Source organism: Rhodococcus sp. OS5, assembly GCF_056837585.1.
In genome coordinates this window covers 4964990-4982706 of sequence record NZ_CM166368.1, presented here as the reverse complement: position 1 = coordinate 4982706, position 17717 = coordinate 4964990, and the positions used below count along the sequence as shown (strand labels likewise).

The 17717-nt window shown below is 63.0% G+C and carries 14 protein-coding genes; 7 read left to right on the top strand and 7 right to left on the bottom strand.

From position 1 onward, the window contains the following. Position 1 precedes the first annotated feature (1 nt). Positions 2 to 1180 (bottom strand): acyl-CoA dehydrogenase family protein, encoded by a 1179-nt coding sequence (locus ACVZUB_RS23130; protein WP_054781686.1) that lies wholly within the window; start codon positions 1178 to 1180, stop codon positions 2 to 4. Between the two features lie 187 nt (positions 1181 to 1367). Between ACVZUB_RS23130 and ACVZUB_RS23125 the strand changes: the two genes are divergently transcribed. Continuing rightward, positions 1368 to 3089, top strand: a complete 1722-nt coding sequence (locus tag ACVZUB_RS23125; protein WP_482627805.1) for an FUSC family protein — start codon at positions 1368 to 1370, stop codon at positions 3087 to 3089. On the opposite strand, the gene ACVZUB_RS23120 is transcribed toward ACVZUB_RS23125, so the two are convergent. Further along, entirely contained in the window at positions 3065 to 4027 is a 963-nt protein-coding gene (locus ACVZUB_RS23120) for a sigma-70 family RNA polymerase sigma factor (RefSeq protein WP_482627804.1), read from the bottom strand. The two genes, ACVZUB_RS23125 and ACVZUB_RS23120, sit on opposite strands and share 25 nt — an antisense overlap. A 277-nt stretch (positions 4028 to 4304) precedes the next feature. Here ACVZUB_RS23120 and ACVZUB_RS23115 point away from each other — a divergent pair, with 277 nt between their 5' ends. Genes ACVZUB_RS23115 through ACVZUB_RS23090 form a run of 6 tightly spaced genes read left to right on the top strand, consistent with a single transcriptional unit; the run spans position 4305 to position 10674 of the window. After that, positions 4305 to 5384, top strand: coding sequence for an ABC transporter substrate-binding protein (locus ACVZUB_RS23115; RefSeq protein WP_003940132.1), 1080 nt, complete (start codon positions 4305 to 4307; stop codon positions 5382 to 5384). Beyond that, complete coding sequence (locus ACVZUB_RS23110; RefSeq protein ID WP_064114452.1) at positions 5381 to 6202, top strand: ABC transporter ATP-binding protein; 822 nt, start codon at positions 5381 to 5383, stop codon at positions 6200 to 6202. The genes ACVZUB_RS23115 and ACVZUB_RS23110 overlap by 4 nt, the downstream gene beginning before the upstream one ends. Continuing rightward, a complete protein-coding gene (locus ACVZUB_RS23105) occupies positions 6195 to 7067 on the top strand; it encodes an ABC transporter permease (RefSeq protein WP_007733521.1) in 873 nt (290 codons plus the stop codon). The genes ACVZUB_RS23110 and ACVZUB_RS23105 overlap by 8 nt, the downstream gene beginning before the upstream one ends. Before the next feature lie 31 nt (positions 7068 to 7098). Further along, positions 7099 to 8445 (top strand): LLM class flavin-dependent oxidoreductase, encoded by a 1347-nt coding sequence (locus tag ACVZUB_RS23100; RefSeq protein ID WP_482627803.1) that lies wholly within the window; start codon positions 7099 to 7101, stop codon positions 8443 to 8445. Beyond that, entirely contained in the window at positions 8442 to 9674 is a 1233-nt protein-coding gene (locus ACVZUB_RS23095; RefSeq protein ID WP_482627802.1) for an MFS transporter, read from the top strand. Before ACVZUB_RS23100 ends, ACVZUB_RS23095 begins: the two co-directional genes overlap by 4 nt. 13 nt (positions 9675 to 9687) lie before the next feature. Beyond that, entirely contained in the window at positions 9688 to 10674 is a 987-nt protein-coding gene (locus ACVZUB_RS23090) for an LLM class F420-dependent oxidoreductase (protein ID WP_064073973.1), read from the top strand. 9 nt (positions 10675 to 10683) lie between these two features. Here ACVZUB_RS23090 and ACVZUB_RS23085 read toward each other — a convergent pair whose 3' ends face one another. The 5 genes from ACVZUB_RS23085 to ACVZUB_RS23065 all read right to left on the bottom strand — a co-directional run bounded on the left by ACVZUB_RS23085 (position 10684) and on the right by ACVZUB_RS23065 (position 17707). Further along, positions 10684 to 11346 (bottom strand): DUF3239 domain-containing protein, encoded by a 663-nt coding sequence (locus ACVZUB_RS23085; RefSeq protein WP_007733514.1) that lies wholly within the window; start codon positions 11344 to 11346, stop codon positions 10684 to 10686. A 74-nt stretch (positions 11347 to 11420) separates the two neighbouring features. Then, the gene (locus ACVZUB_RS23080; protein WP_081558299.1) at positions 11421 to 13499 is read right to left on the bottom strand and encodes an amidohydrolase family protein; all 2079 of its coding nucleotides are present in this window, start codon (positions 13497 to 13499) and stop codon (positions 11421 to 11423) included. Between the two features lie 102 nt (positions 13500 to 13601). Further along, the gene (locus ACVZUB_RS23075; RefSeq protein ID WP_003940219.1) at positions 13602 to 15260 is read right to left on the bottom strand and encodes a DNA repair helicase XPB; all 1659 of its coding nucleotides are present in this window, start codon (positions 15258 to 15260) and stop codon (positions 13602 to 13604) included. A 180-nt stretch (positions 15261 to 15440) separates the two neighbouring features. Then, on the bottom strand, positions 15441 to 16517 hold the full coding sequence (locus ACVZUB_RS23070; protein ID WP_030535354.1) for an alcohol dehydrogenase catalytic domain-containing protein: 1077 nt from the start codon (positions 16515 to 16517) through the stop codon (positions 15441 to 15443). Next, positions 16514 to 17707 carry an LLM class flavin-dependent oxidoreductase gene (locus ACVZUB_RS23065; RefSeq protein WP_054781685.1) on the bottom strand — a complete coding sequence of 398 codons (1194 nt, stop codon included), beginning with the start codon at positions 17705 to 17707 and terminating at the stop codon, positions 16514 to 16516. The genes ACVZUB_RS23070 and ACVZUB_RS23065 overlap by 4 nt, the downstream gene beginning before the upstream one ends. Positions 17708 to 17717 lie beyond the last annotated feature (10 nt).

Sequence of the window (17717 nt, the reverse complement as noted above, 5' to 3'; positions counted from 1 at the left end):
CTCAGAGTGATCTCGCCACGAGGTCCTTCATGACTTCGTTCGATCCGGCGTAGATTCGCTGAATACGAGCGTCGGCATACATCTGAGCGATGGGATATTCGAGTATGTAGCCGTACCCGCCGTGTAGTTGCACGCAGCGGTCGATCACGGCGCACTGCTGATCGGTGAGCCAGTACTTGGCCATCGCGGCGGTAGTCGCATCGAGCTGGCCGGCAAGGTATTTGACGATGCAGTCGTCGATGAACGTTCGTGAGATACGAGCGATGGACGCGCACTCGGCAAGTTCGAAGCGCGTGTTCTGAAGATCGAAGAGCGTTTGCCCGAACATGTTTCGGGATTTGGTGTACTCGACGGTGAGGGCGACTGCACGCTCCATTGCCGCAGTGGCTGCAACTCCGCAGATCAATCGTTCGGGCAGTAGCTGCTGCATCAGCTGGGCAAACCCTGTGCCTTCGCGGTCCCCGAGCAGGTTTGTTGCAGGCACCCGCAAGCGGTCGAAGAACAGCTCGGTGGTGTCCTGGCCCTTCTGTCCGACCTTCTCGAGTATTCGCCCGCGCTCGAAACCCGGTGTGTTGTCATCGACCTCGGCCACGATGAGCGACACTCCACGCGCTCCGAGGCTGGGATCGGTCTTGGCGGCAATGATCACCAGATCACAATTGCGACCGTTGGAGATGAAGGTCTTTGCGCCGCTGATCAGATAGTCGTCACCGTCGCGGACGGCTCGGGTGGTGATGTTCTGCAAGTCGGATCCGGTGCCGGGCTCGGTCATGGCGATTGCGCCCACCCACTCGCCACTCACCAGTTTCGGTAGCCAGCGCAGTTTGTGCTCGTGATCGGCGTAGGCATTGAGGTAGTGCGGCACGATTCCCGAGTGCACGCCGAGTTGGAGTGAATGATCACCCGCCATGACCTGCTCGTGGAACAGCACGGCGTCGTGCGCGAAAGTTCCTCCTCCGCCGCCGTACTCGGTGGGGATCGACATGCCGGCGAGCCCGAGCGCCCCGAGTTCTCGATATGCGGATTTGTCGGGAAAACCTTGGGACGCGAAGCGTTTCTGATGCGGTGTGACGTGTTTGGCGAAGAAGTTCCTTGCCAGGTCGGCCACGGCCTCCAATTCGTCGTCCATCCACGGGGACCGTCGTTCTGCGGTCCGGGTTGCGGTAGATCCTTGCGTCATCGTGATTCTCCCGATCGATGAAGTGCGACCCGCGAGCGGATCCGACTCCACCTATCATCCACACTGTTGACATAGTGTCAATAAAGGGGTGGTCGAATCGACCTCCGGACCCGCCTCGAATTCCACGTCGGCCGCCCGCAAGAATGGGACGACACAGACACGAACAGGCCGGCGCGAAGGATGGGCAGTGGACCCCGAAGAAACATCAGCGGGTCACGAGTCCGACCTCCCGGCTCCGCGGCCGGCGCGCAGCGTCCTGTTCGGATTGCCGCCGGTGGGAAACCGGTACCCCGGAGCGGTTCGCGTCGCCCTCGCCCTGGCGATTCCGGCGGCCATCGCCACACTGCTCGGATTCGGGTCTGCTTCGCTCCTGGTCGGCCTCGGTGCATTTGCATCGATCTACGGTGAGGGTCGTCCGTACCGGAGCAGGTGGAAGGCAGTCGGTATCGCTGCGACGGCGCTGACGATCCTGTCCTTCGTCGGGGCATCGGTGGGTGAGCCCGTCCACCGAGCCATCGCCGAGGGAGCGCCGACGGTGCTGCTCGTCTTTGTCGTGCTGATCATGGCCGTCGTGGTGTCGACCTGCGCCTTCACCGTCGACGCGCTTCGATTGGGTCCACCGGGCGCGTTCTTTCTGTTGCTCACCACCGAGATCAGTTCCGTGATCGCCACTCCCGGTCAGCCGCCGGTCGAGGTCGCGATGTGGACGGCAATCGGTGGGATCAGCGCGGTGGTCGTCTCGATGACGGGAATCCTGTGGGCACCGAGAGCTGTCGAACGCAGCGCCGTACAGGCAGCCGTCTCGGCCGTTGCGGAGTACACGGACGCTCAGGCGACGTACGCCCCACCCGAACTCACGCGAGACAAACGCCACGCTGCAGCACTTCGGCTGCACGACGCGTGGCACTGCCTTTACCGCGGCGCAATCGTCGGGAAAGACCACCCGTTGACCCGTGAACTCGAACGAGCGCAGATCTCGATGGCCAGGGCGATCTCCGACGACCACGATCCGGAGCTCATGGCGGACCCCGCGTTCGACGTCGACGAGGTCGGGGCCCACCCGCCTCTGCCCGACCCGACGATCCGATATCGGTTCCTCCGCGCCTGCAATCCGTCCAGCCGAGCGTCGGTGACGGCACTTCGGCTGTCCATTGCCTGTATGGCGGCGGGAACCCTCACCGTCCTGCTCGGCATCGATCGCCCGGACTGGGCGGTGATCGCCGCGGCGATGGTCCTTCATCAGGGACCGGATCGAATACTGGGCACCTATCGCGGAATCCACCGCATCGGCGGAACCGTCCTCGGGTTGATTCTGTTGGGTGCCATCTACGCCTGGAGTCCGACCGGTCTGTGGTTGGTGGCGGTACTTGCAGTCCTGATGGCGGGGATCGAGCTGTTCCTGGTGCGGAATTACGGGATAGCCGTCATCTTCATCACCGCCCTCGCGATTCTCCTCGGCGCGGCCGGTGGTGCGCACGGGACCGTCCGACATCTGATCCTCAGCCGCATGCTCGAGACGGCAATCGGCGTCGTCGTGGCGTTGGTGGTCCTGTGGACGGTGGGGCGCGGTGCGCATCGACGCACTCTGATCTGGGTCGACGAACGGGCGGGTAGCGTCCTGTTCAAGCTGCTGACCGAAATTCGCGCGAGGCACTATGCACCACAGGCGAATTGGTCGGAGCTTTCGGAGCTTCGTCGGGACCTGGACTTCGAACTGCGAGGTAGCGCGATGGCCGGGATCGACGCCGCCCACAACGAACCCGAGTGGGCGTCGCAGCAGTGGAGGACGCACACCGAATTGCATCATCTGGGATCGGATGTACTGCACCGACTGTGGTTCGGCACGCAGGTGTCCAGATCACACCTCGAGGAATGGGAGTCTCGCTACTTGCGTTCGGGTTCGGTGTGATCGAGCATCGGCACAGCGCTGAACTTGGCTGGATTCGCAATGTCGTAGGCCGCGCACACGACTCCGTCGCGGACAGTGAAGCCGGCAACGCGAGCGGCGAACTGCGGGTACTGGTCGTCCCCCGGTGAGCCGGCGAATACACCGCCGAGCTGTCCGTTGACGAGAACTGGCGACATCGAGAACAACGCCGCCGGTCCGTACTTGCGGGCCAACCCCAGATAGAACCGCGCCACACGATCACTGCCGCGAACGACGTTGACGGCCGTGCGGGTAGTTCCGCCTGCGTCACCGATCAGGACGGCATCGGGATCGAGTGCATCGATCACGGCGTTCAGATCTCCACTCGCGATAGCCGTCACCAATCGCTCGACGGCGGCAGCATGCTCCTCGCTACTGACCGGGACCGGCGCCGAAACTGCGGCTTTACGGGCCCGCGAGGCCAACTGACGGGCAGTGGCTACTTCGATGTCGAGGATGCGCGCTACCTCGGCGAAGGGCACGTCGAAGCCGTCATGCAAGACGAAGGCAACGCGTTGAGCGGGAGTAAGGGTGTCCAGGACGACGAGGGCAGCAAAACGATTCTGTTCCTGCCTCACGACGTACTCCAGCGGATCGGGTGTCGCTGAGGGTGTGCCCGCGGTGGCGTCGACGGGCGTGACGATCGGCTCCGGAAGCCACTGTCCGACATAGCTTTCTCGTCTGACCGCGGCCGATTTGAGATGATCGAGGCAGATGCGGCCGACAACTGTGGTGAGCCATCCGCGCAGTTCGCGGATCTGCAACTCGTCGCCTCGCGTGTTTTCGGCAACTTGAAGCCGTATCCACGCTTCCTGCACCGCATCCTGAGCGTCGCTGAAACTTCCGGTGAGACGGTAGGCCACCGACGTCAGGTGGCCACGGTGTTGCTCGAAGTCCTGCGCAGTCGTCGGCGAAAGCATGCCCTCATGATACGGACCTCACACATTAAATCCGGCATGAATGTAACCGTTGACCCAGGTAGTGGGTGCCGACGTATGGTTTCGGCACTGCTCACGGCTCGATCCTGTCTGCACATTCATTGGAGTCTCACGTGTTTCGGTCTTTCCCGCTCATGTCGCTCAACTGTTGTCGTTGAACTGACATTCCCCACACCTGCCTGTGCCGAGCGCCGCACACGGCGCTCCGGACAGGTGTAGCCGAGAACTGAACCAATCATCTTCTACAGGAAGCAACTTCATGATTCGCCCTCGTTTCGCGCGCTCGGTAGCCGCGGTCGTCGCTCTTGTCACTCTGTCCAGTTTTGCCGTTGCCTGCTCGGGCTCCTCCGACGAAGTGGTCAAGACCGCCGACGGCAAGACCGTCCTGCGGTACGAGGGCAGCACCGGACAGGTCATCTACCCCGAACTGGCCGCTGACCTCGGCTACTTCAACGACGTGGAGCTCAACTGGATCGGCGATACGACCAGCGGCCCTCAGAGCATTCAGAACGCAGCGACCGGTCAAACCGAGTTCGGGGGAGCGTTCAACGGTGCGGTGGTGAAGTTGGCTTCCGCGGGTTCACCGATCACCTCGGTCATCGGGTACTACGGCTCGGACAAGGAGAGCTTCAACGGTTACTACGTTCTCGACGACAGTCCGATCAAATCGGCGAAGGACCTGATCGGCAAGAAGGTCGGGATGAACACCCTCGGTGCGCACCACGAGTTCGTCGTGCGTGAATGGCTTGCGCGGGAGGGGCTTACACCGGACGAGATCAAGCAGGTGGAACTGATCGTGGTTCCGCCGGTCAACACGGAACAAGCGTTGCGGCAGGGACAGATCGACGTCGCCACCCTCGGCTCGGTCTTCCGTGACTCCGCGCTCGAACGTGGTGGCCTTCGCGAGCTGTTCACGGACGAATCGTTGTTCGGCTCGTTCACCTACGGCACGTTGGTGTTCCGTGACGACTACATCGCGCAGAACAAGGAGGCGGTCGCCGATTTCGTGCAGGGAACAGCGAGGGCCATCCGCTGGACGCAGACGCACCCACGAGAAGAAGTGATCGCGAAGCTGACGTCGATCATCAACAGCCGCGGACGCAACGAGGACACCAAGCTCATCAGCTACTGGAAGAGCCCGGGGGTCGCCGGTCCAGGCGGAACGATCACCGATACCGAGATCAGCACGTGGATCGACTGGCTCACCCGTAACGGCGAACTCGAAGAAGGAAAGTTGAAGCCGTCGGACATCTACACCAACGAATTCAACCCGTACGCCAACGGAACGTATTCACCCGACAGCGGCGCTGACGGACAGGCACTGGAGGCAGCAAAATGAGCACAGAACCGAAACTACGGCTCGAGCACGTCACCAAACAGTTCGACATTCGTGGGGCCGACGAAGTTTTCACCGCGGTCGAGGACATCAACATCGACGTGGCGCCGGGGGAGTTCCTGGTCCTCGTCGGGCCGAGTGGTTGCGGCAAGTCGACTCTGCTGGACCTCCTCGGAGGACTCAGTTCGCCCACTTCCGGTCGAATCCTTCTGGACGGCAAGCAGATCACGGGCCCAGGCTTGGATCGGGGAATCGTCTTCCAGCAATACGCGCTACTTCCATGGCGAACTGCACGTCACAACATCGAGTTCGGACTCGAAGCGAAGGGCGTGAAGAAGAGCGAGCGACGCGAGCTCGCCGAGCATTACCTCGAACTGGTCGGTCTGCAAGGTTTCGCGGATCGCTATCCGCACGAGTTGTCCGGTGGAATGAAGCAGCGAGTCGCGATCGCCCGCAGCCTGGCATTCGACCCCGAAGTGTTGCTGATGGACGAACCATTTGCTGCGCTGGACGCACAGACGCGAGAGTCGCTGCAGGACGAGCTTCTGCGCATCTGGAAGGCCACCGGCAAGACCATCTTGTTCATCACCCACGGAATCGACGAGGCCATCTACCTCGGGCAACGTGTTGCAGTACTGACTTCGCGGCCGGGGCGCGTCAAGACGATCGTCGACATCGACATCGACCGGTCCGGCGACGACGTGCGATCAGGTGAGGAGTTCCGAGTGTTCCGGCACCGGATCTGGACGCTGCTGCACGGTGAAGTCGAGCGCGCTCGGGCCGGCGAACTCGATCCTGCCAAGGAGGTTGCACATGTCTAGCGCATTGGCGACGCCGGAGGTGGTCGCCACCCCGAAACCGTTGGCCGACAAAACACCTGACATTGCGCAGCGGAGCCAGGCCGGCGGCAAGGCGGCGCGCTACATTCGTTCCACCGCCTGGCGGATTGCCAAGCCGTCGATTGCGATCGCGATCTTCCTCGGGATCTGGGAAGCGGCACCTCGGCTCGGGCTGGTGGACAAGGTCTTCCTCCCGCCCTTCACCGAAGTTGTGTCCGCATTCTTCACTCTCGCCGAGAACGGACAATTGCAAGAGCATGTTTCGGCCAGTCTGACGCGTGCGCTGACCGGATTCTTCGTGGCCATCGCGATCGCGATTCCGTTGGGAATCGCGATCGCCTGGTACCGCCCGGTCTCCGACTTCCTCAACCCGATTCTCGAATTGTTCCGCAACACAGCAGCCTTGGCTCTGCTTCCCGTCTTCGTGCTGATTCTCGGAATCGGTGAGGAATCGAAGATCGCCCTGGTGATCTACGCCTGCACCTTCCCGATTCTGCTCAACACGATCTCCGGTGTGCGAACAGTGGACCCCCTGCTGATCAAGTCCGCTGCCTCGCTGGGGTTCTCCTCGATTCGGCTGTTCCAGAAGGTGGTTCTGCCCGCCGCTGTTCCCACGATCTTCACGGGTATCCGCATGGCAGCCGCGTCGTCGATTCTCGTGCTGATCGCCGCCGAAATGGTCGGGGCCAAAGCCGGTCTCGGGTATCTGATCACCGCTTCACAACTCAACTTCCAGATCCCGAACATGTACGCGGGCATCGTCGCGATCTCGTTGTTGGGTCTGACAATCAACGCGATTCTGGTCCTGATCGAACGTCGGCTCTCGCGCTGGCGCGTCACCACCTGACCACACATTCACGGAAAGATTCTGCGAACTCATGTCCGAACGACAATTTCATCTGAACGCCTTCCTGATGGGCGTCGGCCATCATGAGGCGGCGTGGCGCCACCCACGCACAAATGCGGCCAACCTCCTGGACGTCAAGCACTTCCAGGAATTGGGGAGAATCGCCGAGCGTGGAAAGCTGGACTCGGTGTTCTTCGCCGACGGTCTAGCAGTCGGCCCGCGGGTCAAGTACAACACCCAGGCGATCTTCGAACCCGTCACCTTGCTGTCGGCGATCGCGGCGGCCACCGACAAGGTGGGGCTGATTGCAACCGCGTCGACCAGTTACAGCGATCCATACACTCTCGCAAGGAAGTTCGCTTCCCTCGATCACATCAGTGGCGGACGAGGCGGGTGGAACATCGTGACGTCGGCCGGCGCCGACGAGGCCGCGAACTTCGGCCTCGATGCGGTACCGACGCACAGCGGTCGTTACGAGCGCGCCGAGGAGTTTCTCGACGTGACGCTCGGACTCTGGGACAGCTGGGAAGAGGGGGCAGTTGTCCTGGACGAAGAGGCCGGAATCTTCGCCGATCCTGATCGTGTCCATCGCATCGACCATGACGGTCAACGATTCACGGTGGCTGGCCCGCTCAATTCGCCGAGGTCTCCACAGGGACGTCCGTTGCTCGTGCAAGCCGGTTCCTCCGAGAGCGGTAAGGACTTCGCGGCGAAGTATGCCGAGGCCGTGTTCACCGCTCAACGAACACTCGAGCAGGGGCAGGATTTCTACACCGACCTCAAAGCGCGGCTGATCAAGTACGGGCGTAGTCCCGACGAGATCAAGGTGCTGCCAGGCATCGTTCCCTTCATCGCGGATACGGAAGAAGAAGCCAAGGCACTGGAGCAGTCGTTCACGGATCTCATCTCACCTGAGTACTCACTGCGCCAACTCTCGAACATGGTGGGCGTCGACCTCACAGAGCATTCGCTGGATGCCCCGTTGCCCCCGTTGCCGGACATCGATCGCATCCAAGGAAACAAGAGTCGATACCAGCTCGTCAAAGACCTTGCGGAGAGCGAAAACCTCACCGTCCGTGAACTGATCGGCAAACTCGGGGGTGGCCGTGGGCATCGGACATTTGCCGGGACACCGGAGCAGGTCGCGGACGAGTTGACCGAATGGTTCGACAAGGGCGCCGCGGACGGCTTCAACATCATGCCGCCCTATCTGCCCGGAGGGCTCGAGGTGTTCGTCGACCGGGTCGTGCCGATTCTGCAGGCGCGTGGGCTCTTCCGGACCGAATACACGGAATCCACCCTGCGGGGTCACTACGGCCTCGATCGTCCGGCGAATCGGTTCTCGCGGGCCGCTGACGCGGCAGAAGTGAGCGCGTGACGGAAACACTGCCCAAGGAACAGCCGGCGATTGCCGGTCTCAAGCCACTGGTCACAACGGTTTTCGTACCGGCGACGATCTTCGGGATCGGTCAGGGTGCGGCTGCCCCCATCATGGCCGTCACCGCGCGCGACCTGGGTGCCTCGGTTGCCGTCGCCGGCCTGATCGTTGCACTCGGTGGTTTGGGCGCCGTACTCGGTGACCTCCCCGCCGGCAGGATCGTGTCGCGTTTCGGTGAGCGCAGGTCGATCATCGGCGGAAGTTCCTTGGGTGCAACAGGAGTGGTGATCTGTCTCCTTGCACAGACTCCGTGGATGCTCGGTATCGGCGCACTGTTGACCGGATTGGCGAATGCGGTGTGGGGCCTTGCGCGGCAGAGCTACCTCGCCGAGACCGTGCCACTCGGTCTACGGGCCCGAGCAATGTCGTCGTTCGCTGCGATGTGGCGGTTGGGTTTCTTCCTGGGACCGCTCATCGGGGCCGGCGTGATTCTCCTGGTGGGAGCGCGCGGAGGATTCCTTGTCCAGTTGGTGGGCGTCGTGCTCGCCGGGGCGCTGATGGCCCGCGTTCCCGACCCGCCACGAAAGGTGCAGGCAGGCAACAGCGATCACGGACACGTTACGCTCCCGGAGATCCTTCGCCGTCATCGTGCCGCTCTGTCGACGCTCGGGACAGGCTCCCTTCTGATGGGCGCCGCCCGCGCTTCGCGTGAGGCCGTTCTTCCATTGTGGGCATTGCACCTCGGATTGGATGCAGCCCAGGTGAGTGTGATCTTCGGTATCGGTGCGGCCGTGGACCTGCTGTGCTCGTACCCGGCCGGACACATCATGGACCGATACGGCCGCAGGCTGGTCGCGGTGCCTTCGCTGACGGTGATCGGTGTGTCGTACCTACTGTTGCCGTTCTCGACGGGTGCAGTGGGATTGACCGTGGTCGCTGTCGTGATGGGGATCGGCAACGGACTGGGCAACGGCGTGATCATGACCCTCGGTGCCGATATCGCCCCGCCCGAAGAACGCGCCGAGTTCCTCGCTGCATGGCGATTGACGCACGACACCGGCATGTTCGGTGGGCCGCTCGCGATCGGTCTACTCGCCGCGGTGCTCCCACTCGGGTGGGCATTCGCCGCTCTGGGCGCGACGTCGTTCGCCGGCGCGGCGATGATGTTCCGCTTCATTCCGGTCTACTCTCCGCGGGTGTCACCCCGGTCGCGCGTCGGGAAACTGTAGGTAGGCTCGCTACATGCGATTCGGACTGTTCGTACCTCAAGGCTGGCGTCTGGACCTGGTCGGCATCGACCCCGCGAAGCAGTGGGAGGTGATGCGGGACTTCACGCTGCGCGCGGAGGCAGGGCCGTGGGAGTCGGTGTGGGTCTACGACCACTTCCACACCGTTCCCCAGCCGACGGAAGAAGCGACTCACGAGGCGTGGACATTGATGGCCGCACTCGGTGCGTCGACCTCGCGTATCCGACTGGGCCAGATGTGTACCGCCATGAGTTACCGAAACCCGGCGTACCTCGCCAAGGTCGCCGCGACCACCGACCTGATCACGGGTGGACGCGTCGAGATGGGCATCGGCGGCGGCTGGTACGAGCAGGAGTGGCGCGCATACGGCTACGGCTTCCCCTCTGCCGGTGAGCGTCTGGGCCGCCTCGACGAAGGAATCCAGATCATGCAGCAGGCGTGGTCGACCGGCAGCGCGACGCTCGACGGCAAGTACTACCAGGTCGACGGAGCGCTGTGCCGTCCACTTCCGTTGCAAGAGGGCGGAATTCCCATCTGGGTTGCCGGTGGCGGCGAGAAGGTCACACTCAAGATCGCGGCCAAGTACGCGCAGTACACGAACTTCGACGGCACCCCGGCCGGCTTCGCGCACAAGTCCGAGATCCTGAAGAAGCACTGCGACACCGTCGGCACCGATTTCGACGCCATCGTCCGTTCGGCCAACTACAACGTGGCCATCGGCGCGACGGAATCCGAGGTGGCTCAGCGGTTGGAGACACTGAAGGACAGACTGACGCCGTTGGTCGGCGAAGCTGCCGCCGATGCGTCGCTCGATGCGTTCCGCGGAATGCCCGCCGTCGGTACACCCGAGCAGATCATCGAGAACCTGTCGGCGCTCAAGGCACAGGGACTCGAGTACGGAATCTTCTACTTCCCCGAGGCCGCGTACGACACGTCGGGAATCGAGATGTTCGAGAAGGAAGTGCTGCCCGCGCTCGCGTAACCGTTGGGGCTAGCGCAGTGAGTCAGGAAGATCGGCCGGGTTGATCAGAACCCGGCGATCGGGGTGGGTGCGAACTTCTTCGGAATCGGGAATCCGGCTCTGCAGGAAGTTCCACTCGCTCGCACTGACAGCAGCGATCGCGCGTGCCAGCACTGCCGAGTCCTTGGTCCCCCACTCGATCGGCATGGGACTGACCATCTGCCACGTGTCAGCCTTGCTGCGGGTGGAACGATCCGAACGCAGTGCGACCGACGGAATGCGGTCGCCGACTCGCCACTTCGGATTGAGTCGAACGTTGCGGCTGACGAGCGCGTACTGCGGTGCTCCGGCCGCAGGCTTCGCGATGTCGATCAATGCCGTCAAGGTCGCCGCTCGAGGGTGAACCTCGGTGACGATCGCGGGAACCAGTGGGTTGTCCGCATACAGAGATTCGACGCTTCCCACCTTGCGAGGTGCCCACACGGCAACCCACAGGGAACTGGCCGCACCGATGGCGAGGACTGCGCCGATGATGATGGACCACACCTCGCCCATGCTGATCAACCAGGCCCCGACCGCGGCGAGGACGATCGCGAAGATCACCGCAGAAATCTGCAGGCGGCGTACATCGGCCAGTGTGTCGTTGACCGACTTGGCGTGAGCCTTGTCGACGGTGAACTGGAAGTCAGCCACGAAAAATTCCTTCGGGTGGTGCCGGACGATCTAGGACCGGCCCCCGATCTCCCGGGGACCGTCCACCAGCGTAGCTAGTTTCGCGCGCGCTCCCACATCTGCAGGTAAGCCTCGGCGCCACGGCTCATGTCCTCGATGATCGTGTCGCCGTCGGCGCCCGCAGCAATACGCATGTCCGCGATCCAGTCGGGAATCATCCCGTACTGGGCAACGCCGTCGGTGTTCACGTCGAAAACCCGGGTGCCGGCGCGCTGCTGGTCCATGACCGTGCCGTCGAAGGCGGTGTACGGATATTGCAGCGGATTTTCTGCGGCGTCGCCGCGCGGTGCGGCCTGCGGCCCGAAGCCGTTGGTGTCGGCGCCGTAGCCGAAACCGAAGTAGTAGTTCTCGCTTCGCATCGCCCGTGCGTCCCGCCACTGGTCGATGAACCCACGCTCTTCGGGCTTTTCGTCCGATGCGTCGAGTTGTCCGGCGTACAGGGCGACAAATCCGCCGAGTGCGTAGATCCGCTTGTACAGGCTCGGGTCGCTCCAGCTGTGACTGGAAACGACGCCGGAGTAATTCGCAGCTTCGAGAATATCGAGAGCCGCTTCGGCGGTCTTGACGCTCATGTGATCGATGTCCACGATCATCCCTCGGTCCATCAAACCTCGGATCGTGTACGCGCCGAGGTCGGTCAGGCCGTGCGAATTGCATTGCGGACCAGAGGGGTACACCGGAAGCGTCACTCCGGGTGGGAGTACCGCGAGAAGATTCTGTGCGCCGTCGACCTTGGTGGGCAGCACATTGTCCTCGGCAACGCCGGTGCATGGTTCCGACTGCCAGAACTCCCCGGTGCCCAGGTAGTTGCCGATGTTGACGGCCACTCCGGTGACGCCGCCGTCGAAACGGGCACCGCCGAGGGCGTTGTCGAACTTGTGCGTGACGATCATCTGCCGGACACCGAGGTCGTACAACTCGTCCAGGCCGCGGTCGATGTCGTCCTCGGTGCACTGCGGAATACCGTTGCGCACAGAGCAACCGAAGGGTTCGGACACCTCCACCCCGAGGGTGACGGCCAGCTTTCCGTCGGCGGCCACCTGCCTGGCCTGTTCAGGGGAGCTCACGATGCGGAACCAACCCCGGCCGGGACCGCCGTACTGGGCGTCGATGTAGTCCTGGAGTTCGCGTGTCTGCTGCGCCTGGATCCGGACGGTCTCCATCTCGTCACAGGGATTTCGTTTACTCGGATACAGCTCGCACAGGACACGGTTGGCGACAAAGAGGTTGGTGAAGATTCGCAGACCGCCACGCCAGGCCCGCTCGACCCACTTGTAGTACGTCTGCTCGTGTGTCAGTGAATCGTGCGCCGGCCAGTCGGTGAAACTCGGCCAGCCGGTGGTGTCGTGAGTTTCGAAGGGATTGCCGTACGACAGAACATTTTCGAGGAGCGCCGGTATCCCGTCGGGTTGATGGTCCGGGCAGTCGACGAGCGCTGCGGTGACGCCCTGAGGATCGAAAGGTCGGCCGCAGTGCAGGTTTCCGCCCATGAACTCGGAAGCATTCATGTGCACGTGTGTGTCGATGAATCCGGTGACTTCACCGTTCGGTCCGATTTCTCCCGGAACGCCGTTTGCGCCCACCTCCGCTTCGGGGAAGTCGGCGCAGCCGTCGCGCGGGATCAGCGTGAACGCAGATTCGGGAACGTCACCGGGATCGGACATCGTGAGCATCAAATCTCGCGAGATCAGTTGTCGGCCGTTCGAGGTCGCTGTCAGAACGAAGGACTCGCCAGTGGACATCACGGTCCAGTCGGTGGACGGAGTTGCTTCGGAAGTGGCGAGCACCGAGTCTGCGCCGTCGTGCGAGAGCATCGACCCGTCCGGGCCGTACAGCATGAATCGACCCAACTGGGCCGCATGTAGTCGGAACGGTTCGGCGTCTGCGGCTTTCGTTACGTCGGTGAGGTACGCCGACCCGTCACGACGGACGAAATCGCCGGACTCCGTACGAAGTGCGAAGCAACCGTTCGCAAGTGCGTACACCGAGTTCTGCGCAGTAGGAGCAGGACTCGGTGCCGCGGCGCTGACGCCGGTCGCGGCGACGACGACGGCGGCAGTCAGCAGCGAGATGGTTCCGGCGAGCCGACCCCGTAGACGTGGAACTGAGCGCATGGTGCTGGTGACCCCCGGCCGATGGACACAACTGTGACAGGGGACACTCTACAGATAACTGGACGTATGTCCATTTGATTCTGCAACGTGTTGCAGAAATGCTCAGCCGATGGCAGGTCCGAGCAGGTCATCGGCGTCGGTGATCCGATAGGCGTAGCCCTGTTCGGCGAGGAATCGCTGACGATGTGCCGCGTACTCCGCATCGAGAGTGTCGCGCGAGACCACCGAATAGAAGTGAGCCTGACCGCCGTCGTGCTTGGGTCGCAGTAGGCGTCCGAGTCGCTGAGCCTCTTCCTGTCTCGACCCGAAGGTTCCCGAAACCTGCACGGCGACAGATGCCTCCGGAAGGTCGATCGAGAAGTTCGCGACCTTGCTCACCACCAGCGTCTGGATCTCACCGTTACGGAACTGATCGAAGAGGATCTCGCGTTCCTTGTTCTTGGTGGATCCCTTGATCACCGGGGCGTTCAGGGCTTCGCCGAGTTCGTCGAGCTGATCGAGATACGCACCGATCACCAAAGTCGGAGAATCGGGGTGCTTGGCCAGGATCGACTTCACGACCGCAATTTTCGTGTGAGCCGTCGAGCACAGTTTGTAGCGCTCCTCCGGTTCGGCGACGGCATAGGACATGCGCTCGGCGTCCGTCATCGTCACTCGCACCTCGACGCAGTCTGCCGGTGCGATCCAGCCCTGCGCTTCGATGTCCTTCCACGGAGCGTCGTAGCGCTTGGGTCCGATGAGCGAAAAGACGTCGCCTTCGCGTCCGTCCTCACGAACCAACGTCGCGGTCAGGCCGAGACGGCGGCGTGACTGCAGGTCTGCCGTCATCCGGAAGACCGGCGCGGGGAGCAGGTGTACCTCGTCGTAGATCACCAATCCCCAGTCTCGGGAATCGAAAAGTTCGAGGTGCTTGTACTCGCCCTTCGTGCGACGTGTGATCACCTGGTACGTGGCGATCGTGACCGGCCGAATCTCCTTGCGCTCGCCGGAGTATTCGCCGATTTCTTCCTCGGTCAACGATGTACGCGCGATCAACTCACGCTTCCACTGACGACCGGCAACGGTATTGGTGACGAGGATGAGGGTGGTGGCCTTGGCCTTTGCCATCGCTGCGGCGCCCACCATCGTCTTGCCGGCGCCACACGGCAGCACGACGACGCCCGAGCCGCCGGCCCAGAACGAATCCGCTGCCATCTGCTGGTAGTCGCGCAGTTCCCAGTGGCCCTCTTCGAAAGCGAGATCGATCGGGTGCGCTTCGCCGTCCACGTAGCCGGCGAGGTCCTCGGCCGGCCAGCCCACCTTGAGCAGCATCTGCTTGAGGCGGCCGCGTTCGCTCGGGTGGACGATCACGGTGTCGTCGTCGACCTTCTCACCGAGCATCGGCGAGATCTTCTTGTGTCGCATCACCTCGGTGAGGACTGCGCGGTCGAGGCTGACCAGGATGAGGCCGTGCACCGGGCTCTTGACCAGCTGTAAGCGTCCGTACCTGGCCATCGTGTCGACGATGTCGACCAGCAGCGGTTGTGGAACCGCGAATCGTGAGTACGACACGAGCGCGTCGACAACCTGCTCGGCGTCGTGTCCGGCGGCGCGGGCATTCCACAAGGCCAGGGGAGTGATGCGATACGTGTGGACGTGTTCGGGGGCCCGTTCGAGTTCCGCGAAGGGGGCGATTGCCTGCCTGGCATCGCCGGCGCGCTCGTGGTCGACCTCCAACAGCAGCGTCTTGTCGGATTGGACGATCAACGGTCCGTCGGTCACGGAATCCTCCTAGTGAAGCAAACGCGGCAGCCACAGAGCGTTGCGCCGCGTTGTCGGCTGACGCCAACCCTGCCATTGTCCTGGTATCGGGGCGCAGACGCCAACAGGCGACGCTCGCACAGCCCGAAGTAGAGGTGCCCGGGTGCGAGCACCCCTACGTCAACAGGGCAGGATCGACTGCTATTCCGGGAGGCCCGCGGGTAGTACGAGGATCTTCACGTGTTCGTCGGGTGCGCGCAGAGCTGCGAAAGCGTCCGAGACTCCATCCAGACCGACCCTGCCGGTGATGATCGCTTCGGCGTCGATCTCGCCGTCGGCGAGCCTCTGCAGGGTGATGTCGTAGGCATTCTCGTAAGGACCGTGACCGAAGTTGATCGAGATCCTCCGGAACTGCCCGACGACGGGAATGATCGTCTCGTCGCCGAACGGCGCAGCCAGAACCTGAATCCGCGAGTTGAACGGCAGAGTGTGCATAAGTTCTCCGATGACTCCCGCCCGCCCGCTGCATTCGTAGGCGATCAGAACTCCGTTCGCGGCCTGGCCGACAAGCTGGTTGCCTTCGGCGATCATTCGATTCCACAGTTCGATCGGATCCTGCTCGGCCGGATCGACGACGATGTCCGCGCCCATCTTCGCGGCGAGCTCGCGTCGTTTGGGGGAGGGCTCCGACGCGATGACGATCTGCGCTCCGCGCGCTTTCGCGGCGACGATGGCGCCCAGTCCGATCGTTCCGCAACCGATGACGAGCGCCGAATCGGCCGAGGTGAGGCCGGACTGTTGGAGATGCATCTCGCCGACGTGGAGAGGTTCGGCAAGTGTGGCGTGCTCGAGTGACAGGTGGTCGGGAACTTTGCGGACCCAGAACGCGTCGACGACTATGTGATCGCCGAACGCGCCGTGGTACTCGTTCGAGTAGCCGATGATCGTCGGGATCCCGGTAGCGGTGTCGGTGGCCAAGCCGATGCCGGCCACCCGATCGCCGATCGCGAAATCGTCTACTGCAGAACCGGTCTCGGAGACGATACCCGCGTATTCGTGCCCCAGTACCACTGGCGCGTCCGGATCGAAGGTGGCGAGCGGGTAGCCCCCGTCGTGCGCGACCTCGACGAATCGGCACGGGTCCTTCGACATGCTCAGGTCGCTGCCGCAGATCCCGCAGGCGACGACGTCGATGCGGATCTGATGGGGTGCCAACGGCGGCGGGTCGGCGATCTCGGTGACCGCGAATTCTCCCTGCTGGAAACGGACGGCTCTCATGCGCGCACGGCTCCCGTCTCGGCCGGCTGGCCGTAGTAGTCGGTATGGGCTTTGGTGATCGCTCCGACCAGCCCGCCGATCAGGTATTCGCGATTGTCCTCGGCGAACTGCATGCTCGCCTGACGCCCGACATTTCGCTTCCGGAAGTGCGGGACCACCTCGGAGGCGAACAATTCGTAGCTGCGTTTGGTGTCCTCCCAGCTCGCCATGTCGACGTGAAGGATCAAGAACGTGCCGAACCCTCCCGTCTTCTCGATCAGACGCTCGATCTGTGCGATCGCATCTTCGGGGGTACCGATGATCGCCTGACCGAACTCGCCGAGCGTGTCGTTTCGCCACTGATCGATGATTCCGGCAGGTGTATCTGCCCAGGCCGGGTTCTGGCCGGTCTGTCGATTCACGTAAGAAGCCATCGATCCGATCCGCCGGCTCACGGCGCGCTCGGCCTCGGCTCGGGTCTCGGCGATGAACATCGGATTGACCACACGCCACGTCGCTCGGTCGGCGCGGTGGCCGTGTTCGGCCGAGACCTTCTCGTACACATCCCAGTTGCGATCCAGTGCGTCGAAGCCGCTGGGTGAACTCGCCGCCAATGAGAGCAGGGAGAGGCCGTTCTTGCCTGCGAGCACCGAACCGTTGGGGGAAATCGTGGACGCTGTCACTGTCTCGATGCCGTCCGCGCGGTAGGTGGGCAGCTGTGCGCGTGCGTCACGCAACGTGAACCAGTCGGTTTCCATGTTGACGACCTCGCCGCGAAGCAACGCGAGAATGGCCTCGAGCGCTTCGCCCTGGCGACGACGCTGGTCCGACGGGTTGATGCCCATCATGTGCGCATCGAGGGGGATCTTGCCCGGGCCGGTGCCGAAGATGAGTCGTCCGCGCGTCTGCAGATCGAGCTGAGTGATGCGGTCGGCCGTGATCAACGGGTGGTGATAGGGCAGAGACGTCACGCCTGTGCCGAACTGGATGCGCTCGGTTCGCTCTGCGGCGGCCGCGATGAACATGTCCGGGGCAGGCACGATCTCGGCGCCGGTCGAATGATGCTCACCCATCCACGCTTCTTCGAATCCGAGGTGGTCCAGGTGTGTCATGAGGTCGATATCGCGTCTGAGTTGCAGGGCGGGATCGGCGTCGAGCGGGTGGTACGGGGCGAGGAAGGCTCCGAAGCGGATGGACGATGCGGACCACACGATGACAACT

What these genes read in the sequence shown, in the direction of transcription:
- ACVZUB_RS23105 (WP_007733521.1), top strand. Translation starts at nt 6,195, where the DNA reads ATGTCTAGCGCATTGGCGACGCCGGAGGTGGTCGCCACCCCGAAACCG.
- ACVZUB_RS23130 (WP_054781686.1), bottom strand. Translation starts at nt 1,180, where the DNA reads ATGACGCAAGGATCTACCGCAACCCGGACCGCAGAACGACGGTCCCCG.
- ACVZUB_RS23110 (WP_064114452.1), top strand. Translation starts at nt 5,381, where the DNA reads ATGAGCACAGAACCGAAACTACGGCTCGAGCACGTCACCAAACAGTTC.
- ACVZUB_RS23090 (WP_064073973.1), top strand. Translation starts at nt 9,688, where the DNA reads ATGCGATTCGGACTGTTCGTACCTCAAGGCTGGCGTCTGGACCTGGTC.
- ACVZUB_RS23080 (WP_081558299.1), bottom strand. Translation starts at nt 13,499, where the DNA reads ATGCGCTCAGTTCCACGTCTACGGGGTCGGCTCGCCGGAACCATCTCG.
- ACVZUB_RS23100 (WP_482627803.1), top strand. Translation starts at nt 7,099, where the DNA reads ATGTCCGAACGACAATTTCATCTGAACGCCTTCCTGATGGGCGTCGGC.
- ACVZUB_RS23070 (WP_030535354.1), bottom strand. Translation starts at nt 16,517, where the DNA reads ATGAGAGCCGTCCGTTTCCAGCAGGGAGAATTCGCGGTCACCGAGATC.
- ACVZUB_RS23115 (WP_003940132.1), top strand. Translation starts at nt 4,305, where the DNA reads ATGATTCGCCCTCGTTTCGCGCGCTCGGTAGCCGCGGTCGTCGCTCTT.
- ACVZUB_RS23120 (WP_482627804.1), bottom strand. Translation starts at nt 4,027, where the DNA reads ATGCTTTCGCCGACGACTGCGCAGGACTTCGAGCAACACCGTGGCCAC.